Source organism: Streptomyces pseudovenezuelae, from assembly GCF_001513955.1.
In the GTDB taxonomy this organism is placed as follows: Bacteria; Actinomycetota; Actinomycetes; order Streptomycetales; family Streptomycetaceae; genus Streptomyces; species Streptomyces pseudovenezuelae.
Genome location: NZ_KQ948152.1, coordinates 480041 through 496643 on the forward strand (window position 1 = coordinate 480041; position 16603 = coordinate 496643).

The 16603-nt window shown below is 73.3% G+C and carries 16 protein-coding genes; 6 read left to right on the forward strand and 10 right to left on the reverse strand.

The window, feature by feature from the left end; all coding sequences use genetic code 11:
- From AQI94_RS36535 to yczE, 3 genes are all read right to left on the reverse strand, one after another.
- Positions 1-1136 (reverse strand): MFS transporter (locus tag AQI94_RS36535; protein ID WP_062230154.1); only part of this gene is annotated, 1136 nt, incomplete at its 3' end.
- A 64-nt stretch (positions 1137-1200) separates the two neighbouring features.
- On the reverse strand, positions 1201-1968 hold the full coding sequence (locus AQI94_RS36540; RefSeq protein ID WP_031057764.1) for a glycerophosphodiester phosphodiesterase: 768 nt from the start codon (positions 1966-1968) through the stop codon (positions 1201-1203).
- Positions 1965-2654 carry a membrane protein YczE gene (yczE, locus tag AQI94_RS36545; RefSeq protein WP_225890382.1) on the reverse strand — a complete coding sequence of 230 codons (690 nt, stop codon included), beginning with the start codon at positions 2652-2654 and terminating at the stop codon, positions 1965-1967. The genes AQI94_RS36540 and yczE overlap by 4 nt, the downstream gene beginning before the upstream one ends.
- A gap of 64 nt (positions 2655-2718) precedes the next feature.
- On the opposite strand from yczE, the gene AQI94_RS36550 reads away from it, so the two are divergent.
- Entirely contained in the window at positions 2719-4218 is a 1500-nt protein-coding gene (locus tag AQI94_RS36550) for an SCO1417 family PLP biosynthesis transcription factor (protein ID WP_031057760.1), read from the forward strand.
- 281 nt (positions 4219-4499) lie between these two features.
- On the opposite strand, the gene AQI94_RS36555 is transcribed toward AQI94_RS36550, so the two are convergent.
- Positions 4500-6092, reverse strand: a complete 1593-nt coding sequence (locus AQI94_RS36555; RefSeq protein ID WP_031057759.1) for an ATP-binding cassette domain-containing protein — start codon at positions 6090-6092, stop codon at positions 4500-4502.
- A 40-nt stretch (positions 6093-6132) separates the two neighbouring features.
- Positions 6133-6327, reverse strand: coding sequence for a hypothetical protein (locus AQI94_RS36560; RefSeq protein ID WP_007380617.1), 195 nt, complete (start codon positions 6325-6327; stop codon positions 6133-6135).
- Between the two features lie 230 nt (positions 6328-6557).
- On the opposite strand from AQI94_RS36560, the gene AQI94_RS36565 reads away from it, so the two are divergent.
- The 5 genes from AQI94_RS36565 to AQI94_RS36585 all read left to right on the forward strand — a co-directional run bounded on the left by AQI94_RS36565 (position 6558) and on the right by AQI94_RS36585 (position 12013).
- A complete protein-coding gene (locus AQI94_RS36565; protein WP_031057757.1) occupies positions 6558-6950 on the forward strand; it encodes an ankyrin repeat domain-containing protein in 393 nt (130 codons plus the stop codon).
- Positions 6951-7250: 300 nt separating this feature from the next.
- On the forward strand, positions 7251-8669 hold the full coding sequence (locus AQI94_RS36570; protein WP_031057756.1) for a HEAT repeat domain-containing protein: 1419 nt from the start codon (positions 7251-7253) through the stop codon (positions 8667-8669).
- Between the two features lie 188 nt (positions 8670-8857).
- Complete coding sequence (locus AQI94_RS36575) at positions 8858-9991, forward strand: glycosyltransferase family 4 protein (RefSeq protein WP_031057754.1); 1134 nt, start codon at positions 8858-8860, stop codon at positions 9989-9991.
- Positions 9988-11151 (forward strand): glycosyltransferase, encoded by a 1164-nt coding sequence (locus AQI94_RS36580; RefSeq protein ID WP_031057752.1) that lies wholly within the window; start codon positions 9988-9990, stop codon positions 11149-11151. The genes AQI94_RS36575 and AQI94_RS36580 overlap by 4 nt, the downstream gene beginning before the upstream one ends.
- Positions 11152-11164: 13 nt before the next feature.
- On the forward strand, positions 11165-12013 hold the full coding sequence (locus tag AQI94_RS36585; RefSeq protein ID WP_031057749.1) for an SGNH/GDSL hydrolase family protein: 849 nt from the start codon (positions 11165-11167) through the stop codon (positions 12011-12013).
- 57 nt (positions 12014-12070) lie between these two features.
- On the opposite strand, the gene AQI94_RS36590 is transcribed toward AQI94_RS36585, so the two are convergent.
- The 5 genes from AQI94_RS36590 to AQI94_RS36610 are packed head-to-tail and all read right to left on the reverse strand — an operon-like array spanning position 12071 to position 16492.
- Positions 12071-12940: a 5-oxoprolinase subunit C family protein gene (locus AQI94_RS36590; protein ID WP_031057746.1), complete on the reverse strand. Its 870-nt coding sequence runs from the start codon at positions 12938-12940 to the stop codon at positions 12071-12073.
- Positions 12937-13548, reverse strand: coding sequence for a 5-oxoprolinase subunit B family protein (locus AQI94_RS36595; protein WP_031057743.1), 612 nt, complete (start codon positions 13546-13548; stop codon positions 12937-12939). Before AQI94_RS36595 ends, AQI94_RS36590 begins: the two co-directional genes overlap by 4 nt.
- Positions 13545-14303: a LamB/YcsF family protein gene (locus AQI94_RS36600; protein WP_031057741.1), complete on the reverse strand. Its 759-nt coding sequence runs from the start codon at positions 14301-14303 to the stop codon at positions 13545-13547. Before AQI94_RS36600 ends, AQI94_RS36595 begins: the two co-directional genes overlap by 4 nt.
- 48 nt (positions 14304-14351) lie before the next feature.
- On the reverse strand, positions 14352-15176 hold the full coding sequence (locus AQI94_RS36605; RefSeq protein WP_031057738.1) for a putative hydro-lyase: 825 nt from the start codon (positions 15174-15176) through the stop codon (positions 14352-14354).
- 20 nt (positions 15177-15196) lie between these two features.
- Entirely contained in the window at positions 15197-16492 is a 1296-nt protein-coding gene (locus AQI94_RS36610) for an MFS transporter (RefSeq protein WP_031057735.1), read from the reverse strand.
- Positions 16493-16603: the final 111 nt, after the last annotated feature.

The window sequence follows — 16603 nt, forward strand, 5'->3', positions numbered from 1 at the left end:
CCGGGCGGGACGAGGTGGGAGAACAGGGAGCGGGACAGGGCCTGACTGCCGCCGAGGACGAGTCCGATGCCGGACGCGAGGACGAAGAACCACCCGGGCGCGCCGGCGGGCAGGAAGTACCCGGCGCCCAGGATCACCGCCCAGGCGACCAGCGAGCCGAGAATCGTCCGCTTGGCCCCGTAGGTCCGGGCGAGCCGGCCGAGCGCCAGCGCTCCCGCCACCGCGAGCACCTGGACCAGCAGGACGGCCGCGATGAGCGTCGACTGCCCGAGCCCCAGTTCCTCCGAGCCGTAGACCGACGCCTGGGAGATCACGGTCTGGATGCCGTCGTTGTAGATCAGGTACGCCAGCAGGAAGGCCAGCGTGAGCGGATGGCGGCGCATGTCGCGGACGGTCGCGGCGAGCTGCCGGAAGCCGGGGGCCGTGGACTCCTCGGCCGCGGGCGAGGAGGACCGGCGGTCGCGCAGCCGGCGCAGCGGGATCAGCGTGAAGGCGCCCCACCACAGCCCGGCCGAGGCCAGGCAGATGCGGACCGCGGCGCTCTCGGAGAGGCCGAAGGAATCGTGGCCCATGTAGAGAACCAGGTTCGCGACCAGCACCAGGGCGCCCGCCGCGTAGCCGAAGGCCCAGCCCCTGGAGGAGACGGCGTCGCGTTCCTGGGGCGGGGCGATCTGCGGGAGGTAGGAGTTGTACAGCATCGTCCCCACGGACTGCGCCGCGTTCGCGACGACCAGGAGGACGCCGCCGAGGAGATAGCGCTCGCCGCCGAGGAAGAACATGCCGGTCGTCGCGGCGGCCCCGGTGTAGGCGGCGGCCGCCAGGAGGGGCTTCTTGCGGCCGCTGCGGTCGGCGGCGGCGCCCACCAGGGGCATCACCAGCACGGCCACGATCACGGACAGGGACACGGAGTACGCGAAGAAGGAACCGGCGCGCACCGGGATGCCGAGCGGATGGACATAGCCGTCGGCGTCCGCCGCGTTCTTGGCGACCGACGTCAGATAGGGGCCGAGGAACACGGTGAGCACGCTCGTCGAGTAGACGGAGCACGCCCAGTCGTAGAAGTACCAGCCGCGTTGTTCGCGCCGCCGGTCGGCGGCCTCGTCCGCCGCGCCCACCCGCACGGTGTCGGTGCCCACCCGTGCCCTCGCTTCCCCGTGAAGGTGCCGTGCGCGTGCCGGGGGCGGGCGGGCCGGACATGGGTCAGACCCAGACGCCCCGGTCCTCCATGACCTTGCGCAGTGTGTCGATGTGATCGGTCATGATGCCATCGACTCCCAGGTCCAGGAGCCGGTGGATGCGATCGGGCTCGTTGACGGTCCACACGTGGACATGGAGCCCGTGCGCGTGGGCGGTGCGCACGAAGCGGCGGTCGACCACCTGGATGCCGGACTGGGCCTCGGGCACCTGGGCGGCGACGGCCGAGCGGCGCAGTGCCGCCGGCACCCCCCAGGAGCGCAGCCGGAGGTTGAGCACGCCCCGGGTGCCGTACGACGTCGCCAGGCGCGGCCCGGCCAGCCGCTGGGCGCGCATCACCCGCGCCTCGGAGAAGGAGCCGACGCAGACGCGGTCCCAGGCGCCGGTGCGCTCGACGAGGTCCAGGAGCGGCTGCAGGGCGGGCCCGGCCTTGACGTCGACGTTCCAGCGCGCCTCGGGGAAGGTCTCCAGGAGCTCCTCGAAGAGCGGCACCGGCTCCGTGCCCGCCACACGCGCGTGCCGTACGTCGGCCCAGGGCAGGTCCGCTATCCGGCCCGCGCCGTCGGTCACCCGGTCCAGGGTCGCGTCGTGGAAGGCGACCAGCTTGCCGTCCGCGGTGGCGTGGACGTCGGTCTCCAGGTACCGGTACCCCGCCTCGACGGCCCGCCGGAACTGGAACGCGGTGTTCTCCAGGCCGTCCGCCGCCCCGCCCCGGTGGGCGAAGGGTATGGGGCCGGGATGGTCGAGGTAGGGGTGGCGTATCCGCGGGGTCACGGACGCAGTATCGCTCCCCGCGGTTGCCCGCCGGCAACGACCGTGCTGCCGTCGGATGCCCGGGGAACGGCGAACACGCGCAGGAAAACCTGGGCGAGCGGGCCGATGGACACCGCGTAGAGGACGGTGCCGACGCCGATCGTGCCGCCGAGCGCGAATCCCGTGACCACGACGGCCACCTCGATCGCGGTCCGCATCAGCCGGATCGAGTGTCCCGTGCGCCGGTGCAGCCCGGTCATCAGACCGTCCCTGGGGCCCGGACCGAAGCGGGCGGCGATGTACAGGCCGGTGGCCGCCCCGTTGAGCACGACGCCGGCCAGCACGAGGGGGATCCGTACGGCGAGACCGTGGGCGTCGGGGACCGCGGCGAGGGTGGCGTCCATGGCGAGGCCGACCACGAAGACGTTGGAGACCGTGCCGAGGCCCGGCCGCTGGCGCAGCGGGATCCACAGGAGCAGCACCGCCGCGCCCACGACGATCGACACGACTCCGATCGACAGCCCCGTCAGCTCGGCGAGCCCCTGGTGCAGTACGCCCCAGGGCTCCAGACCCAGGCCCGCCTCGACGAGCAGCGCGGAGCTGGCTCCGTACAGCGCGAGTCCGGCGTACAGCTGGATCAACCGTCGTCCCAGACGGCTTTGCGTGGACAAGGTGGGTCCCCCTGTGGTGGTAGTGGCCTGATGCATGACACCCTGTGGCTTGGGATGACATGCCATCCATGGCCAATTCGGTGAAGGTGGACTGATTTCAGTGGCGCAGTGGACCTCGGCGATGGGGGCGGCGCAGCTCGCCCGGTTGCTCAACTCCCAGCAGGACCGTCCGGCGGGCCCCGGCACCCGGCGTCCGCCCGCCTACCGCGCGCTCGCCGACGGCATCCGCCTCCTGGTCCTGGAGGGGCGGGTGCCGGTGGCCGCCCGGCTGCCCGCGGAACGGGAGCTGGCCCTGTCCCTGTCGGTCAGCCGGACGACCGTCGCGGCGGCCTACGAGGCGCTGCGGGCCGAGGGATTCCTGGAGTCCCGGCGCGGCGCCGGAAGCTGGACTGCCGTACCGGCCGGGAACCCGCTGCCCGCCCGCGGACTGGAACCGCTCCCGCCCGAGGCCCTCGGCTCGATGATCGACCTGGGCTGCGCGGCACTGCCCGCACCGGAGCCGTGGCTGACGCGGGCGGTGCAGGGGGCCCTGGAGGAACTGCCGCCGTACGCGCACACGCACGGCGACTACCCGGCCGGTCTTCCCGCCCTGCGGACGATGATCGCCGAGCGGTACACCGCGCGCGGGATCCCGACGATGCCCGAGCAGATCATGGTCACGACCGGGGCGATGGGCGCGATCGACGCGATCTGCCATCTGTTCGGGGGACGCGGCGAGCGCATCGCGGTGGAGTCACCGTCCTACGCGAACATCCTGCAGCTGATGCGGGAGGCGGGTGCCCGGCTCGTGCCCGTCGCGATGGCGGAGGGGCTGACCGGCTGGGACATCGACCGCTGGCGTCAGGTGCTGCGGGACGCGGCGCCGCGGATCGCCTATGTCGTCGCCGACTTCCACAACCCCACGGGCGCGCTGGCCGACGAGGACCAGCGGCGGCAGCTGGTGGAGGCGGCGCGGTCCGCGGGGACCGTGCTGGTGGCGGACGAGACGATGAGCGAGCTGTGGCTGGACGAGGACGTCTCGATGCCGCGGCCGGTGTGCGCCTTCGACCCGGCCGGATCCACCGTGGTCACCGTCGGCTCCGCCAGCAAGGCGTTCTGGGCGGGGATGCGGATCGGCTGGGTCCGGGGGGCACCGGACGTGATCCGCAGCCTGGTCGCCGCGCGGGCCTACGCCGACCTGGGCACGCCCGTCCTGGAGCAACTGGCCGTGAACTGGCTGTTCAGTACCGGGGGCTGGGAGCAGGCGGTCGAGCTCCGGCGTGATCAGGCCCGGGAGAACCGGGACGCCCTCGTGACGGCGATGCGCAGGGAGCTGCCGTCCTGGGAGTTCGAGGTGCCGCAGGGCGGCCTGACGCTGTGGGTGCGGGCCGGGGGCCTGTCCGGGTCGCGGCTGGCCGAGGTCGGGGAGCGGGTGGGGGTGAGGGTGCCGTCCGGGCCGCGGTTCGGGGTGGACGGCGCTTTCGAGGGGTATGTGCGCCTGCCGTTCACCGTCGGGGGAGCGGTGGCCGACGAGGCGGCGGCACGCCTGGCCGCGGCGGCGCGGGTGGTGGAGAGCGGTGGGTCGGGGGGCGGGGAGTCCCCACGCACCTTCGTCGCCTGAGGCGCCCCCTTCAGGGGCGCGGGGAACTGCGCGAGAAGCCCCGCGCACCGGTAGCCGCCGGACGGCTCCCGGAGTCACGGCGCTTCCGCGACCACCGCTTCCGAGGGGAGTGTCTCTGCGTCGGCCGGAGTCGTCCGCCCCGGCAGCAGGCCAGCGGGAGAGCGGTCGGTCGGGGGGCGGGGAGTCCCCACGCACCTTCGTCGCCTGAGGCGCCCCGTTCAGGGACGCGGGGAACTGCGCGAGAAGCCCCGCGCACCGGTAGCCGCCCGACGGCCCCGGAGTCACGGCGCTTCCGCGACCACCGCTTCCGCGACCGCGGCTTCCGAGGGCGCCGCTTCCGAGGGGACCGTCTCCGCGTCGGCCGGAGTCGTCCGTTCCGGCAGCAGGGCCAGCACCGCCTGCCGGTCCGCCTCGCTCGTCGCGTCGTCGTACGGGTCCGGGGTCGCCGGCACCTGGAGGCGATGCACCGGGCCCGTCCCGAGGCGGGCGTACCCGCGGCCCGGCGGCACCTCGGCCACCGGGGTCGTGTGCGGGGGCGCTCCCAGGAACGCCTCCAGCTGGTCGGCCGTCGCCGGGCCCAGCACGACACGCGCGCGCGTGTGCTGGCGTACCGGATCGCTCAGCGCCTCCGCGCTGTCGAACTGATCGGCCACCACCACCGTGACATTCGCCGCACGCCCGTGCCGCAGGGGGACCTGGAGCAGGGACTGCGGATCCTTGCGGCCGTCCGCGGCGGCCAGGTGGGTGAAGGCACTCGGACGGTCCAGGAGGATCCACAGCGGACGCTTGGTGTCCTCGGGCGGCGGATGGCCCGCCTGCCGGGCGCGGTTCGTCGCGATCAGGCGGCGCTCGGTCTCGGTCGCCGCCCACTCCAGGCTCGCCACCGCCCCCGAGAGCCCGCACTCGACCGCGAGGACACCGTCCCGCCCGGTCAGGCACGCGTACTCACCGGTGCCGCCGCCCTCGACGATGACGACATCGCCGTACTGAAGGGCCTGGAGCGCGATCGAACGCAGCAGGGTCGAGGTGCCGCTGCCCGGCTGGCCCATGACCAGCAGGTGCGGCTCGGTGGAGCGGATGCCGGTGCGCCAGACGACCGGCGGGACGTCGCGCTGCCCGTCGCCGTAGCCGAGCGGAAGGGTGCGCTGGACCTGGGTGGGGTCGGTGAAACCGAGGACCGTCTCGCCCGGGGCGGTGACGAAGCGCTGCGCGGCGATGTCGGTGGGCAGCGGGGCGAGGACGGTGACGGTGAGTTCGTTGCCCTCCTCGTCCCAGGCGAAGTGGTACTCCCGGCCGCGGCCCGACTTGGCGTGCAGCAGCTGCTCGATGCGGGCCCGGGACTCGGCCTCGCCGTCGGTGAAGTACGCCGGGTAGCGGATCAGCAGGTGGGTGATGCGGCCGGTGGCGTCGAAGTCGTACGCGGGGAAGGCGTTCCCCCACTCGCCGCCGTGCGTGTACAGCGGGGCCGGGTCCTCGGCCGCCGAGAAGTACGGGACGAGTGCTTCGTACAGCGACTGCAGGCGCTGTGTCTGCGACTCGTCGGGTCCGTCCGGCTCGGTCGGCTTGCGGTCCCGGCCCTGCCAGGCTGCCGCCGCCATCAGGCTGATGACGGCGACCAGCGGGCCGTACGGAACGAGTGCCACGACCAGGACCACCGAGGCCACCAGGAACAGCAGCGGCCCGCGCCGGTCCTTGGGGGTGTCGGCCCACTTGCGCCGCCCGGCCGAGGCCAGCCGGCGCAGACCCCGGGTGACCGTGATCAGCGGGTGGAGGACGTCGGTGGCGCTGTCGGCCGCCGTCCGGGCCAGCTCCCGGCTCCGGGCGATCTGCGCGCTGCCTGTGCTCAGGATGCGGGGGAGGGGGCGGCGGGCCACTGCTGTCTCCTGGAGGTGCGTACGGACGGGACGGGCGGCGTCAGAACTTGATGCCGCCGAGGAGGCTCGCCAGGCTCTCGCCGCCGGCCTTGATGCTCGGTGCGATGGCCGTGCTGGCCAGGTAGAAGCCGAACAGCGCCGAGATCAGGGCGTGCGAGGCCTTGAGCCCGTCCTTGCGGAAGAAGATGAAGACGACGATGCCGAGCAGTACGACACCCGAGATGGAGAGGATCATTTTTGGTGCTCCTGGTTCGTGGGGACAGTCACCATGAGTACTTCCAGCATCACAGCATGTATCCATACGACAAAAGGTGCAAATGAATGAATTTCCTGCGATTTCACCTAGTCGGTGGAGCCGTGCTGGCAGCCGTGGCGATCCCCGCCCCCGGCACTTCGGGTCATCGGCCCGGTGAGCCAGTACCCTTGCGAATCACCTGAACGGTTGTATGAGAGGCGGTCCGGCCGATGACTGAAGCCCCCGACCCGGAGGTCGTGGAGCTGGCGACCAAGATCTTCGATCTGGCCCGGCAGGGGCAGACCGAGGCACTGGTGGCGTACGTCGACGCGGGTGTCCCGGCAGGCCTGACCAACGACCGCGGGGACTCGCTCGTGATGCTCGCCGCCTATCACGGCCATGCGGACGCCGTGCGCGAGCTCGTCGCCCGCGGGGCCGCGGCCGGCGGAGTCAACGACCGGGGGCAGACGCCCCTCGCGGGGGCTGTCTTCAAGGGCTTCGCCGACGTCATCGAGGCCCTGCTGCACGCTGGCGCCGATCCGGCCGAGGGCACCCCCTCGGCCCTCGACACGGCCCGGATGTTCGGCAGGACGGAACTGCTCGAACTGTTCGCCGCACACTGATCCGCACATTCTGACCAGCGAAAACACGGACAACGGGGGAGGCGGTACCAGGCCGCCGAAATTTCGGTCGCGGCAGATGTGAGTGCCGGGTCATCATGACGTCGTGGTTCACGGACGTGATGGCCGGGCAGGTGATGCCGCACCGCGCGGACCGTGACACGGTCCGCATGGGCCACCGACGAGAGGCAGAGGAAGATGGCTTACAGCAAGCAGGAAACGGCGGGCGCCCCGACGTGTTGTCACGCGGCCAGGTAATGCACGTCCCCGGTTGCGTCGACGCTTGATGTGAGGCTGTTTCCCATGTTCGATCCGGTCATAGCGCCCAGCGGCACGCTGCTCGGCCTGCTCCAGCGGGGCCGCGGCGACGGCACACTGCACGCGCTCACCGCGCCGCGAGCCGAGGCGCTCGCGGCCCTCAACCACTGTGTGCTGCGCGATCCCCGCCACGACTGGCAGGTGGAGAACCGCTCCCTGTACTACGCCCGCCTCTTCCTCGACCTCAACGGCGAGCTGGACGAGATCGAGGCACACCTGTTCGAGGTGGACGACGTCTTCGACACCGAGGAGTCACGCACGGGCCTCGCCCTGGCCGTCCTCGGCCACCTCGCCTCCTACGGCAGGCGCGACGCGCTCGAACTGCTGCGCAGGTACGCCGCGTCGGGCTCCAACTGGGCCTGGGCGCTGGACGAACTGGCGCTGCGCGACGACGACGCGGGGCTGCGTGCCCTCGCCGCGCCCGTGCTGGCCCGCTTCGCGACCGATCCCGAGGGTGAGGCCGAGCTGGCCGCCGCCGTCCGCGACGCCTTCGAACCGCGGCCGTGGCGGCTGTGGGCTGACGATCCGCGCGAATCCGTGTCCACCCGCGTGCGTGCCGCTCACGAGACCGGCTGTTTCGACCGCTGGCAACGCCAGATGCGACCCGCCGGGCCCCGCCCGGGATGGAGCGTGCAGGCCGTCTTCGAGTGGGCCCAGCAGGGCATCGAGCGGGGTGCCGCCCTCCATGTGCCCGCCGCCCGCTGTCTGACCGCCGTCGCGGGGCCCGAGGACCGGCCCGAGATCCTGGCGGCCGCCAAGGACGGCACCGACGGGGCGCGGTCCACCGCGCTGCGCTATCTCGCCGACAGCAATGATCCCGACGCCTTCGACCTGATCGAGCTGGCCGTCGCCACCGGCTCACCGCTCGTCGTGGAGGCCGCCCTCGACTCATTCGAACGCATGCGCAGTATCGCGGCCGTCGACCGCGCGCGTGGCTGGGCCCGCCGGCCCGATCCGCTGGGCGCCGCCGCCGGACGCATGCTCGCCTGCCTGGGCGGGACCAAGGACCGCGACCTCGTGCTCGCGGCCCTCCGGGAGGCCGTACGGGGCGAGGGCCCGGACGCGCCCACCCTGTGGACCCTTGTCGACGGCACCGGACGGCTCGGCATCGTCTGCGCCGCGCCCGTACTGCGCCACATCTACCGGGAGACGGCCTCCTCCCATCTGCGGGGCCGCGCCGCCCGTGCGCTCGCCGCCACCGACCCCTCCTTCGCCACCGGCTTCGCCGTCGAATGCCTCTGGGACTGCGAGGAGACCACCCGCGAGATCGCCGCCCGGCACGCCGAGACCGGTGACGCCCGGGTCGTGGAGCGCCTGCGCCGGCTGGCCGCCGACCCGGCCGAGGAGGCCGAGGTCCAGACGGCCGTCCGCAGCCGTATCGGACCGGACACCGCGGCCATGTGAGACCACCCTCGGGTGTGGACCTCCGGGGCCTGTCACACCCGCCGGGTGAACTCGGGACGACCCGCGGGTCAGGCGCGGATGGACGCGGCCTGACCTGCTCGGGTGTGCAGCGCAACGCTCATGGGACGTTCATCGTTCGCAAAGATCCACGTTGACGTGGCCACGTCCGGCGCGGCGAGAACACCCTTATGCGTGTCGTCATAGTGACCGAATCCTTTCCCCCCGATGTGAACGGCGTGGCCCACTGCGCGCTCCAGACCGCCCGGCACCTCGTAGATCGCGGTCACCTCCCGCTCGTCGTCGCGCCGGCCACCGCGTCCGGCCCCGGACCCGGCGTGGACGCCCTCGCGCCGTGCCCCGTCGTCCGTGTCCCCTCCCTCCCCCTCCCGGGCTACCCCCAGGTCCGCGTCGCCCTCCCCAGCAGGCGCGTGGCCGCGGCGATCGCCGCGCACCGGCCCGACATCGTCCACCTGGCCAGCCCCTTCGTCCTCGGCGTCCGCGGCATGGCCGGCGCCGCCCGGCTCGGCATCCCCGCCGTGGCCGTCTACCAGACCGACCTCGCCGGATACGCCCGCACCTACGTGCACGCGGGAGAGGCCGCCGCCTGGCGCCGCATCCGCTCCGTCCACGCCGCCGCCGACCTCACCCTCGCCCCGTCCAGCGCCTCCCTGCGCGATCTGGAGGCGCACGGCGTCCCCCGGGTCAAGCTGTGGCCGCGGGGCGTGGACACCGTCCGTTTCCGCCCCGATCTGCGCGACGAGGAGCTGCGCCGCCGGCTCGCCCCGAACGGCGAGATGATCGTCGGCTACGTCGGGCGCCTCGCAGCCGAGAAGCACATCGAACTGCTGGCCGACGTGTGCCGGCTGGACGGCGTCAAGGTCGTGGTGGTCGGGGACGGGCCGAGCCTGTCCCCGCTCGAACAGGCGCTGCCCGGCGCGGTCTTCCTGGGCCGCCGGATGGGCGACGAACTGGCCCGGATCTTCGCCTCCTTCGACGTCTTCGCGCACACCGGCCCCTTCGAGACCTTCTGCCAGACCGTGCAGGAGGCCATGGCGAGCGGCGTGCCCGTCGTCGCGCCCGCCGTCGGCGGTCCGCTCGACCTGGTCGCCCACGGGCGCACCGGGTTCCTCGTGCCGCCGCGCGACCCGGCCGCCCTGCGGGACGCGGTGCGGTCCCTGGCCGCCGACCCCGGGACGCGTGCCTCGTTCGGCGCCGCCGCGCGGGCCATGGTCGAGGGGCGCACCTGGGCGGCCGTCGGCGACCAGCTGATCGGCCACTACGCCGCCGTGCTCAGCGGCCGCAAGACGGCGGTGGCGGCATGAACGGCCAGTCGCTGCGGATCGTCCGGCTCGCCAACTTCGTCGCGCCCGCCTCCGGCGGCCTGCGCACCGCCCTGCGCGAGCTCGGCAAGGGCTACCGGGCGGCCGGACACGAGCCCGTCCTCATCGTGCCCGGCGACCGCGCGAGCGACCGCCGCACCGAGCAGGGACGGATCATCACCCTGCCCGGCCCGCTGCTGCCCGGCACCGGCGGTTACCGCGTCCTGGCCGACAAGCAGCGCGTGGCCCGGCTCCTGGAGGAGCTCGCCCCCGACCGCCTGGAGGTCTCCGACCGTACGACCCTCAGGTGGACCGGCAAATGGGCCCGGCGGGCCCGCGTCCCCGCCGTGATGGTCTCCCACGAGACCGCCGACGGCGTCCTGCGCACCTGGGGCCTGCCGGAGGGCGCGGCCCGGCGGACCGCCGACGCCCTCAACGTCCGTACGGCGCACACGTACGCGCGCGTGGTGTGCACCACCGAGTTCGCCGAGCGGGAGTTCGTCCGGATCGGCGCGCGCAACGTCGTACGGGCCCCGCTCGGCGTCGACCTCGTCGAACGGCGCCCGGCGCTGCGCGACACGGGGCTGCGGGCCCGCTACGCGCGCGAGGACGAGACCCTTCTCGTGACGTGCACCCGGCTGTCCGTGGAGAAACGGCCGAGCACGGCCCTGGACGCCGTGGAGTCCCTGGTGCGCCGGGGCCGGCGGGCGGTGCTCGTGGTCGCGGGGGACGGGCCGCTGCGGTCGCGCCTGGAACAGCGGGCCCGGGAACGGCGGCTGCCGGTCACCTTCCTCGGACACGTCTCCGACCGCGGACTGCTCGGCGCGCTCCAGGCCTCCGCCGACGTGTGCCTGGCCCCCGGGCCCGCCGAGACCTTCGGGCTCGCCGCGCTGGAGGCCATGGCGTGCGGCACGCCGGTGGTGGTGAGCGCCTCCTCCGCGCTGCCGGAGGTCGTCGGACCGGCCGGGGCCGTCGCCGCCGACCGCGGGGACGCCTTCGCGGACGCCGTCGACCTGTTGCTGGAACGCTCCGAGACCGAGCGTCGCGAGGTGGCACGCGCGCGTGCGGAGTGCTTCGGGTGGGACGCGGCGGTCCGGGCGTTCCTCGCCGCGCACGACGCGGAGGTCTTCGTACCGGGTTCCTTGCCGGGAGCCGTGGCATGAGCAGGGGTGCGTCATGAGAACCGTGCGCTTCGCCGCCCTCGGTGACTCCCTGTCCGAGGGCGTGGGCGATCCCGTCGGCGACGGATGGCGCGGCTGGGCCGCGCTGCTCGCCGGCGGGCTCGCGGAGTCCGTGGAGTTCACCAAGCTCGCGGTGAGCGGGGCGCAGACGCGGGACGTGCTGGAGCGGCAGCTGCCGGTGGGGCTGGCGGCGAGGCCGGACGTCGTCTCGGTCGTCGTCGGCGTCAACGACACCCTGCGCTGCACGTTCGACATCCGGGCCGTGGCCGCGCGGCTCGACGAGGTGTACGCGGCGTTCACCGGGCAGGGCGCCGTCCTGCTCACGGCGTGCCTGCCCGACCCGGGCACGATGCTCGGGCTGCCCGGCGCCCTGGCGCGCCCGCTGGCCCGGCGGCAGCGGGCGGTGAACGCGGTGGTCCACGCGCTGTCCGAGCGGTACGGGGCGGTGCATCTGCACGCGGCCGAGGGGGCTTGGACCACCGAGCCCGCGATGTGGAGCGCGGACCGGTTGCACCCCGGCGAGCGGGGGCACCGGCAGCTGGCCGCGCGGTTCCACGCGGTGCTGGCGGAGCGCGGTCTCGCGACCGGGGTCGCGCCCTCGGCCGAGCCGGAGTTTCCCGTGCCGACGAAGTCGGCGAGTCTGCGGTGGCTGGCCACGGCGGGCACCGGGTGGGTGATGCGGCGGTGCACCGATCTGCTGCCGCAGTTGATGACGCTGGCGGTGGACGAGATGCGGCACCGCGCGCGGGGGACCAGCGCGCGACTCGATCTGCGGGCCGCGCACGCGGTGTCCGTGGCGTTGGCCGCACTGTCCGTGCAGGAGCAGGGGGCCGAGGCGGCTTGAGTGCCGGTTGCGGGTGCCCGGGGGCCGGCCGCGCAGTTCCACGGCGCCCCTGGGTGGTCAGCGGCGCCGTACCTCCACGAAGCGCACCGGGGTTCCGGGCACCGCCTGAGCCGCTGGCGGGAGGTCCGTCTCGCGGACCACGCCGATCACCGGGTACCCGCCGGTCGTCGGGTGGTCCGCCAGGAAGACCACCGGCCTGCCGTCGGGGGGAACCTGGACGGCGCCCAGAACCATGCCTTCGCTGGGGAGTTCACCTTCGAACGCCCTCTCCAGGGTGGGTCCCTCCGTGCGCAGGCCGATGCGGTTGCTCGCCGAGGACACCTGGAAGGCGCGGGAGGTGAACACCCGTACCGCTTCCGGGGTGAACCAGTCGGCTCGTGGGCCCAGCGTGACGCGCAGGACGAGTTCGGCGGGGGGTGCCGGCTGCGGCGCGGTGTCCACGCGCGTGCGGAGCGGCGTCGGTGTGCCCAGGGGGAGTACCGCGCCGTCCGTGAGGGGGACCGGGCCCAGGCCCGACAGGAGGTCCGTGGAGCGGCTGCCGAGCACCGGCTCCACGGCGATCCCGCCGGAGACGGCCACATAACTGCGCAGCCCCGACACGGCCGTTCCGACGGTGAGCAGGGCTCCGGCCGGTACGCGCACCGGAGCGCCCCAGGCCGCCGCGCGGCCGTCGACCGTGATCCGGCAGGGGGCGCCCGTGACCGCCACGGTGACCGTCGAACGGGGGCGTACCGCACAGCCGTTGAGCGTGGTCTCCAGAACGGCCGCCTCGGGGCGGTTGCCGACCAGGCGGTTGGCGAGCTCGGCCGCCGGACGGTCCAGGGCGCCCGAGCGGGGGACGCCGAGGTGGGCGTGGCCCGGGCGGCCCCGGTCCTGGACGGTGGTCAGTGCTCCGGCCCGAACGACGGAGAGGGCGCGGTCGGTCACGGTGCCCCCACGAACCTCACGCGCGTACCCGGCGACAGCAGTGCGGCCGGTACGCGCGCGTGGTCCCACAGAACGGCGTCCGTGGTCCCGATGAGCTGCCAGCCGCCCGGCGACGAGCGCGGGTAGACGCCGGTGTAAGGGCCCGCGAGCGCCACCGAACCCGGCGGGACCGCCGTGCGCGGGGTGGCCCGGCGCGGCACGTCGTAGTGGGCGGGCAGGCCGGTGAGGTAGCCGAAGCCGGGCGCGAATCCGCAGAAGGCCACCGTGAACTCGGTGCCGGCGTGGACGCGGGCCACCTCCTCGGGGGAGACACCCCAGTGCGCGGCCACGTCGGCCAGGTCCGGTCCGTCGTAGCGCACCGGGAGTTCGACGACCTCACGCGGGCGCGGGGGAGCGGGCGGTACCTCGGAGGCGGTCAGCTGGGCGGCCAGGCGGACCGGGTCGGCGAGGCCGTCGAGGAGGACCGTGCGGGCCGCGGGGACGATCTCGCGGACCGACAGCGAGCCCTCCGTGCGGCGGCGCACCAGCTCGGCGTGCAGGGCCTGGGCCTCCTCGTCCGAGGACACCTCGACGAGGAGGGCGCCGTTCCCGACGGGCAGTGCTCTCATACGAAGGCCTCCACCCGGACGCCCGAGTCCACGAGGTGCCTTCTCACCCTCCGGGCCAGTTCGACCGCGCCCGGTGTGTCGCCGTGCAGGCACAGGGAGCGGGCCTCGACCTCGACGAGGACACCGGAGTGGGCGGTGACCGCGCGATGCCGGGCCAGGCTCAGCGAGCGTTCCATGACCGCCTCGGGATCGGTGACCACGGCACCGTCCAGGCCGCGTGGCACCAGGGTGCCCTCCTCCGTGTAGGCGCGGTCCGCGAAGGCCTCCGTGACGGCCTCCAGACCCGCCTTCACGGTGGCCTCCAGGAGGCGAGAGCCGGGCAGACCCAGCACGGGCAGCGTGGCGTCGGCGAGGAGCACGCCGTCGACCACCGCCGCGGCCTGCTCCTCGTCGTGGACGACCCGGTTGTACAGCGCGCCGTGCGGTTTGACGTACGACACGCGCGTGCCCGCCGCCCGGGCGAAGACCTCCAGGGCGCCGATCTGGTAGGCGACCTCGGCCGTCAGCTCGGCGGCGGGCACCTCCATCGCGCGTCGCCCGAACCCCGCGAGGTCCTGGTAGGAGACCTGGGCGCCGATGCGGACCCCGCGCGCGGCCGCGAGCTCGCAGACGCGTCGCATGGTGACCGCGTCCCCGGCGTGGAACCCACAGGCCACGTTGGCGCTGGTGACGACGGACAGCAGTTGTTCGTCGTCGGTGAGCTCCCAGCGGCCGAAGCCCTCACCCAGGTCGGCGTTGAGATCGATCGAGATCATGTCGGTCCTGTGTCCCCTTTCAGGATGCTCCATGCGGTTCGGCATGGCTCAGGCCATCCGGTACTGCTCGTCCCGGGCGTCCGTGAGGAACATCTGCCCCGGTGCGTGCGTGATGGCGAACGGTGGGCGCGAGGCCATCACCGCGGCCTGCGGGGTCACTCCGCAGGCCCAGAACACCGGGATGTCGTCCGGCTCGGCATCCACCGGCTCACCGAAGTCGGGGCGGCCGAGGTCCTCGATGCCAAGGCCGGAGGGATCGCCGCAGTGCACGGGGCTGCCGTGCACCGCCGGGAGCAGGCTGCTCTCACGCAGGGCCGCGGCCAGGTGCTGCGGCGGCACCGGGCGCATGGAGACCACCATGGGTCCGTGCAGCCGCCCCGCGGGACGACACTGTCGACTGGTCACATACATCGGAACGTTCCGGCCCTGCTCGATGTGCCGGATCGGGACGCCCGCCTCCGAAAGTGCCCACTCGAAGGTGAAACTGCACCCGATCAGGAACGAAACGAGGTCGTCACGCCAGTGTGCGCGCACGTCCGTCGGCTCGTCCACCAGCCGGCCGTCCTCCCACACCCGGTAGCGCGGGAGATCGGTGCGCAGATCCGCGCCCTCCGCGAGGACGGTGGTCGGGTCGCCGGCGTCCGTGACGTCGAGGACCGGGCAGGGCTTGGGGTTGCGCTGGCAGAACAGCAGCATGTCGTACGCCCAGTCGGCGGGCACCGAGATCAGGTTGACCTGGGTGTGGCCGGCCGAGACCCCGGCGGTGGGGCCGGTCAGGCCCGCCCGGAAGCGGGTGCGTGCCTGTGCCGGGCTCCACGCGTGCGCGTGCTCGTCGACGAGGGTCAGGGGGCGGTCTTCCGTGACGAGGGTCAGAGGACGGTCTTCCGCGCGGTTCACGCGAGTTCCTTCCCACGGGTCTCCGGGAGTCCGAGCAGGGCCAGTGCGGCGATTCCGTAGCCGATGGCGCCGAAGACGAGTGCCCCGCCCACGCCCCAGCTGTCGGCCAGGAAGCCCACGGTGGTCGGGAAGACCGCGCCGACCGCGCGGCCCGCGTTGTAGGTGAAGCCCTGTCCCGAGCCGCGCACCGCCGTCGGGTACAGCTCGCTCAGATAGGACCCGAAGCCGCTGAAGATCGCCGACATGCAGAACCCGAGGGGGAACCCGAGGACCAGGAGCCAGGTGTCGGCTCCGCTCGGGATGTTGCCGTAGGCCACGATGCAGACGGCCGACAGCAGGGCGAAGAGCCAGATGTTGCGCCGCCGGCCCAGCCGGTCGGTGAGGTAGCCGCCGGTCAGATAGCCGAGGAAGGCGCCGGAGATCAGGAAGGTCAGATAGCCGCCGGTGCCGACCACCGAGAGTCCGCGGTCGCTCTTGAGGTACGTCGGCACCCAGGTGGCGAGCGTGTAGTAGCCGCCCTGGACGCCGGTGGACAGCAGCCCCGCGAAGATCGTCGTACGCAGCAGGTCCGGTTTGAAGATCGCCGCGAAGGAGCCCTTCCCGGCGCTCTTCTCGCGCACCGCGATCGCCTCGGGGGCGTCCTGGACCTGGCGCCGCATCCAGACGACCAGCAGCGCCGGCAGCGCGCCGGTCCAGAACATCACGCGCCAGGCCATGTCGGCGTCGAACACCGAGAAGACCAGGGTGTACACGATCGCGGCCAGGGCCCAGCCCACGGCCCAGGAGCTCTGGATCGCGCCCAGGGTGCGGCCCCGGTGCCTGGCGCTCGCGTACTCGGCGACCAGGATCGCGCCGACCGCCCACTCGCCGCCGAAGCCGAGGCCCTGGAGGGCGCGGAAGACCAGCAGCGACTCGAAGTTCGGGGCGAAACCGCAGGCCACGGTGAAGATCGCGTACGTGACCACCGTGATCATCAGCGCCCGGACCCGGCCGGCCCGGTCGGCCAGGACCCCCGCCAGGGCTCCGCCGATGCCGGAGGCCAGCAGCGTGACCGTGGTGAAGAGACCGGTCTGGCCGCTGTCCAGGCCGAAGTAGGCGGCCAGCGCGACCATGCTCAGCGGGAGCGTGAAGTAGTCGTAGGAGTCGAGGGCGTAGCCGCCGAACGCGCCGGCGAAGGCGCGGCGGCCGCGCGGACCGAGGGCGCGGAACCAGCCCAACGCCCCGTCTTCGGCGGGCACTTCGGTGGCTGGTTGCTGATCGGTCAGGGCCTGAGGGGGCGGGGTCGTGCTCATGAGCACCTCGCAGTGGGAGGACGGAGGTCGCGGAGCTGAACCGTGCGGTGATGAGTAACGTAGAGGATCGTTCAACGATCCTTCAATACCCCTGTTGTTTCGTTCTCGTGT

Excerpts from the sequence above, each read along its gene's own strand:
- yczE (WP_225890382.1), bottom strand. The coding sequence starts at position 2,654 with ATGCATCAGGCCACTACCACCACAGGGGGACCCACCTTGTCCACGCAA.
- AQI94_RS36560 (WP_007380617.1), bottom strand. The coding sequence starts at position 6,327 with ATGATCCTCTCCATCTCGGGTGTCGTACTGCTCGGCATCGTCGTCTTC.
- AQI94_RS36565 (WP_031057757.1), top strand. The coding sequence starts at position 6,558 with ATGACTGAAGCCCCCGACCCGGAGGTCGTGGAGCTGGCGACCAAGATC.
- AQI94_RS36570 (WP_031057756.1), top strand. The coding sequence starts at position 7,251 with ATGTTCGATCCGGTCATAGCGCCCAGCGGCACGCTGCTCGGCCTGCTC.
- AQI94_RS36575 (WP_031057754.1), top strand. The coding sequence starts at position 8,858 with ATGCGTGTCGTCATAGTGACCGAATCCTTTCCCCCCGATGTGAACGGC.
- AQI94_RS36580 (WP_031057752.1), top strand. The coding sequence starts at position 9,988 with ATGAACGGCCAGTCGCTGCGGATCGTCCGGCTCGCCAACTTCGTCGCG.
- AQI94_RS36585 (WP_031057749.1), top strand. The coding sequence starts at position 11,165 with ATGAGAACCGTGCGCTTCGCCGCCCTCGGTGACTCCCTGTCCGAGGGC.
- AQI94_RS36595 (WP_031057743.1), bottom strand. The coding sequence starts at position 13,548 with ATGAGAGCACTGCCCGTCGGGAACGGCGCCCTCCTCGTCGAGGTGTCC.
- AQI94_RS36600 (WP_031057741.1), bottom strand. The coding sequence starts at position 14,303 with ATGATCTCGATCGATCTCAACGCCGACCTGGGTGAGGGCTTCGGCCGC.
- AQI94_RS36610 (WP_031057735.1), bottom strand. The coding sequence starts at position 16,492 with ATGAGCACGACCCCGCCCCCTCAGGCCCTGACCGATCAGCAACCAGCC.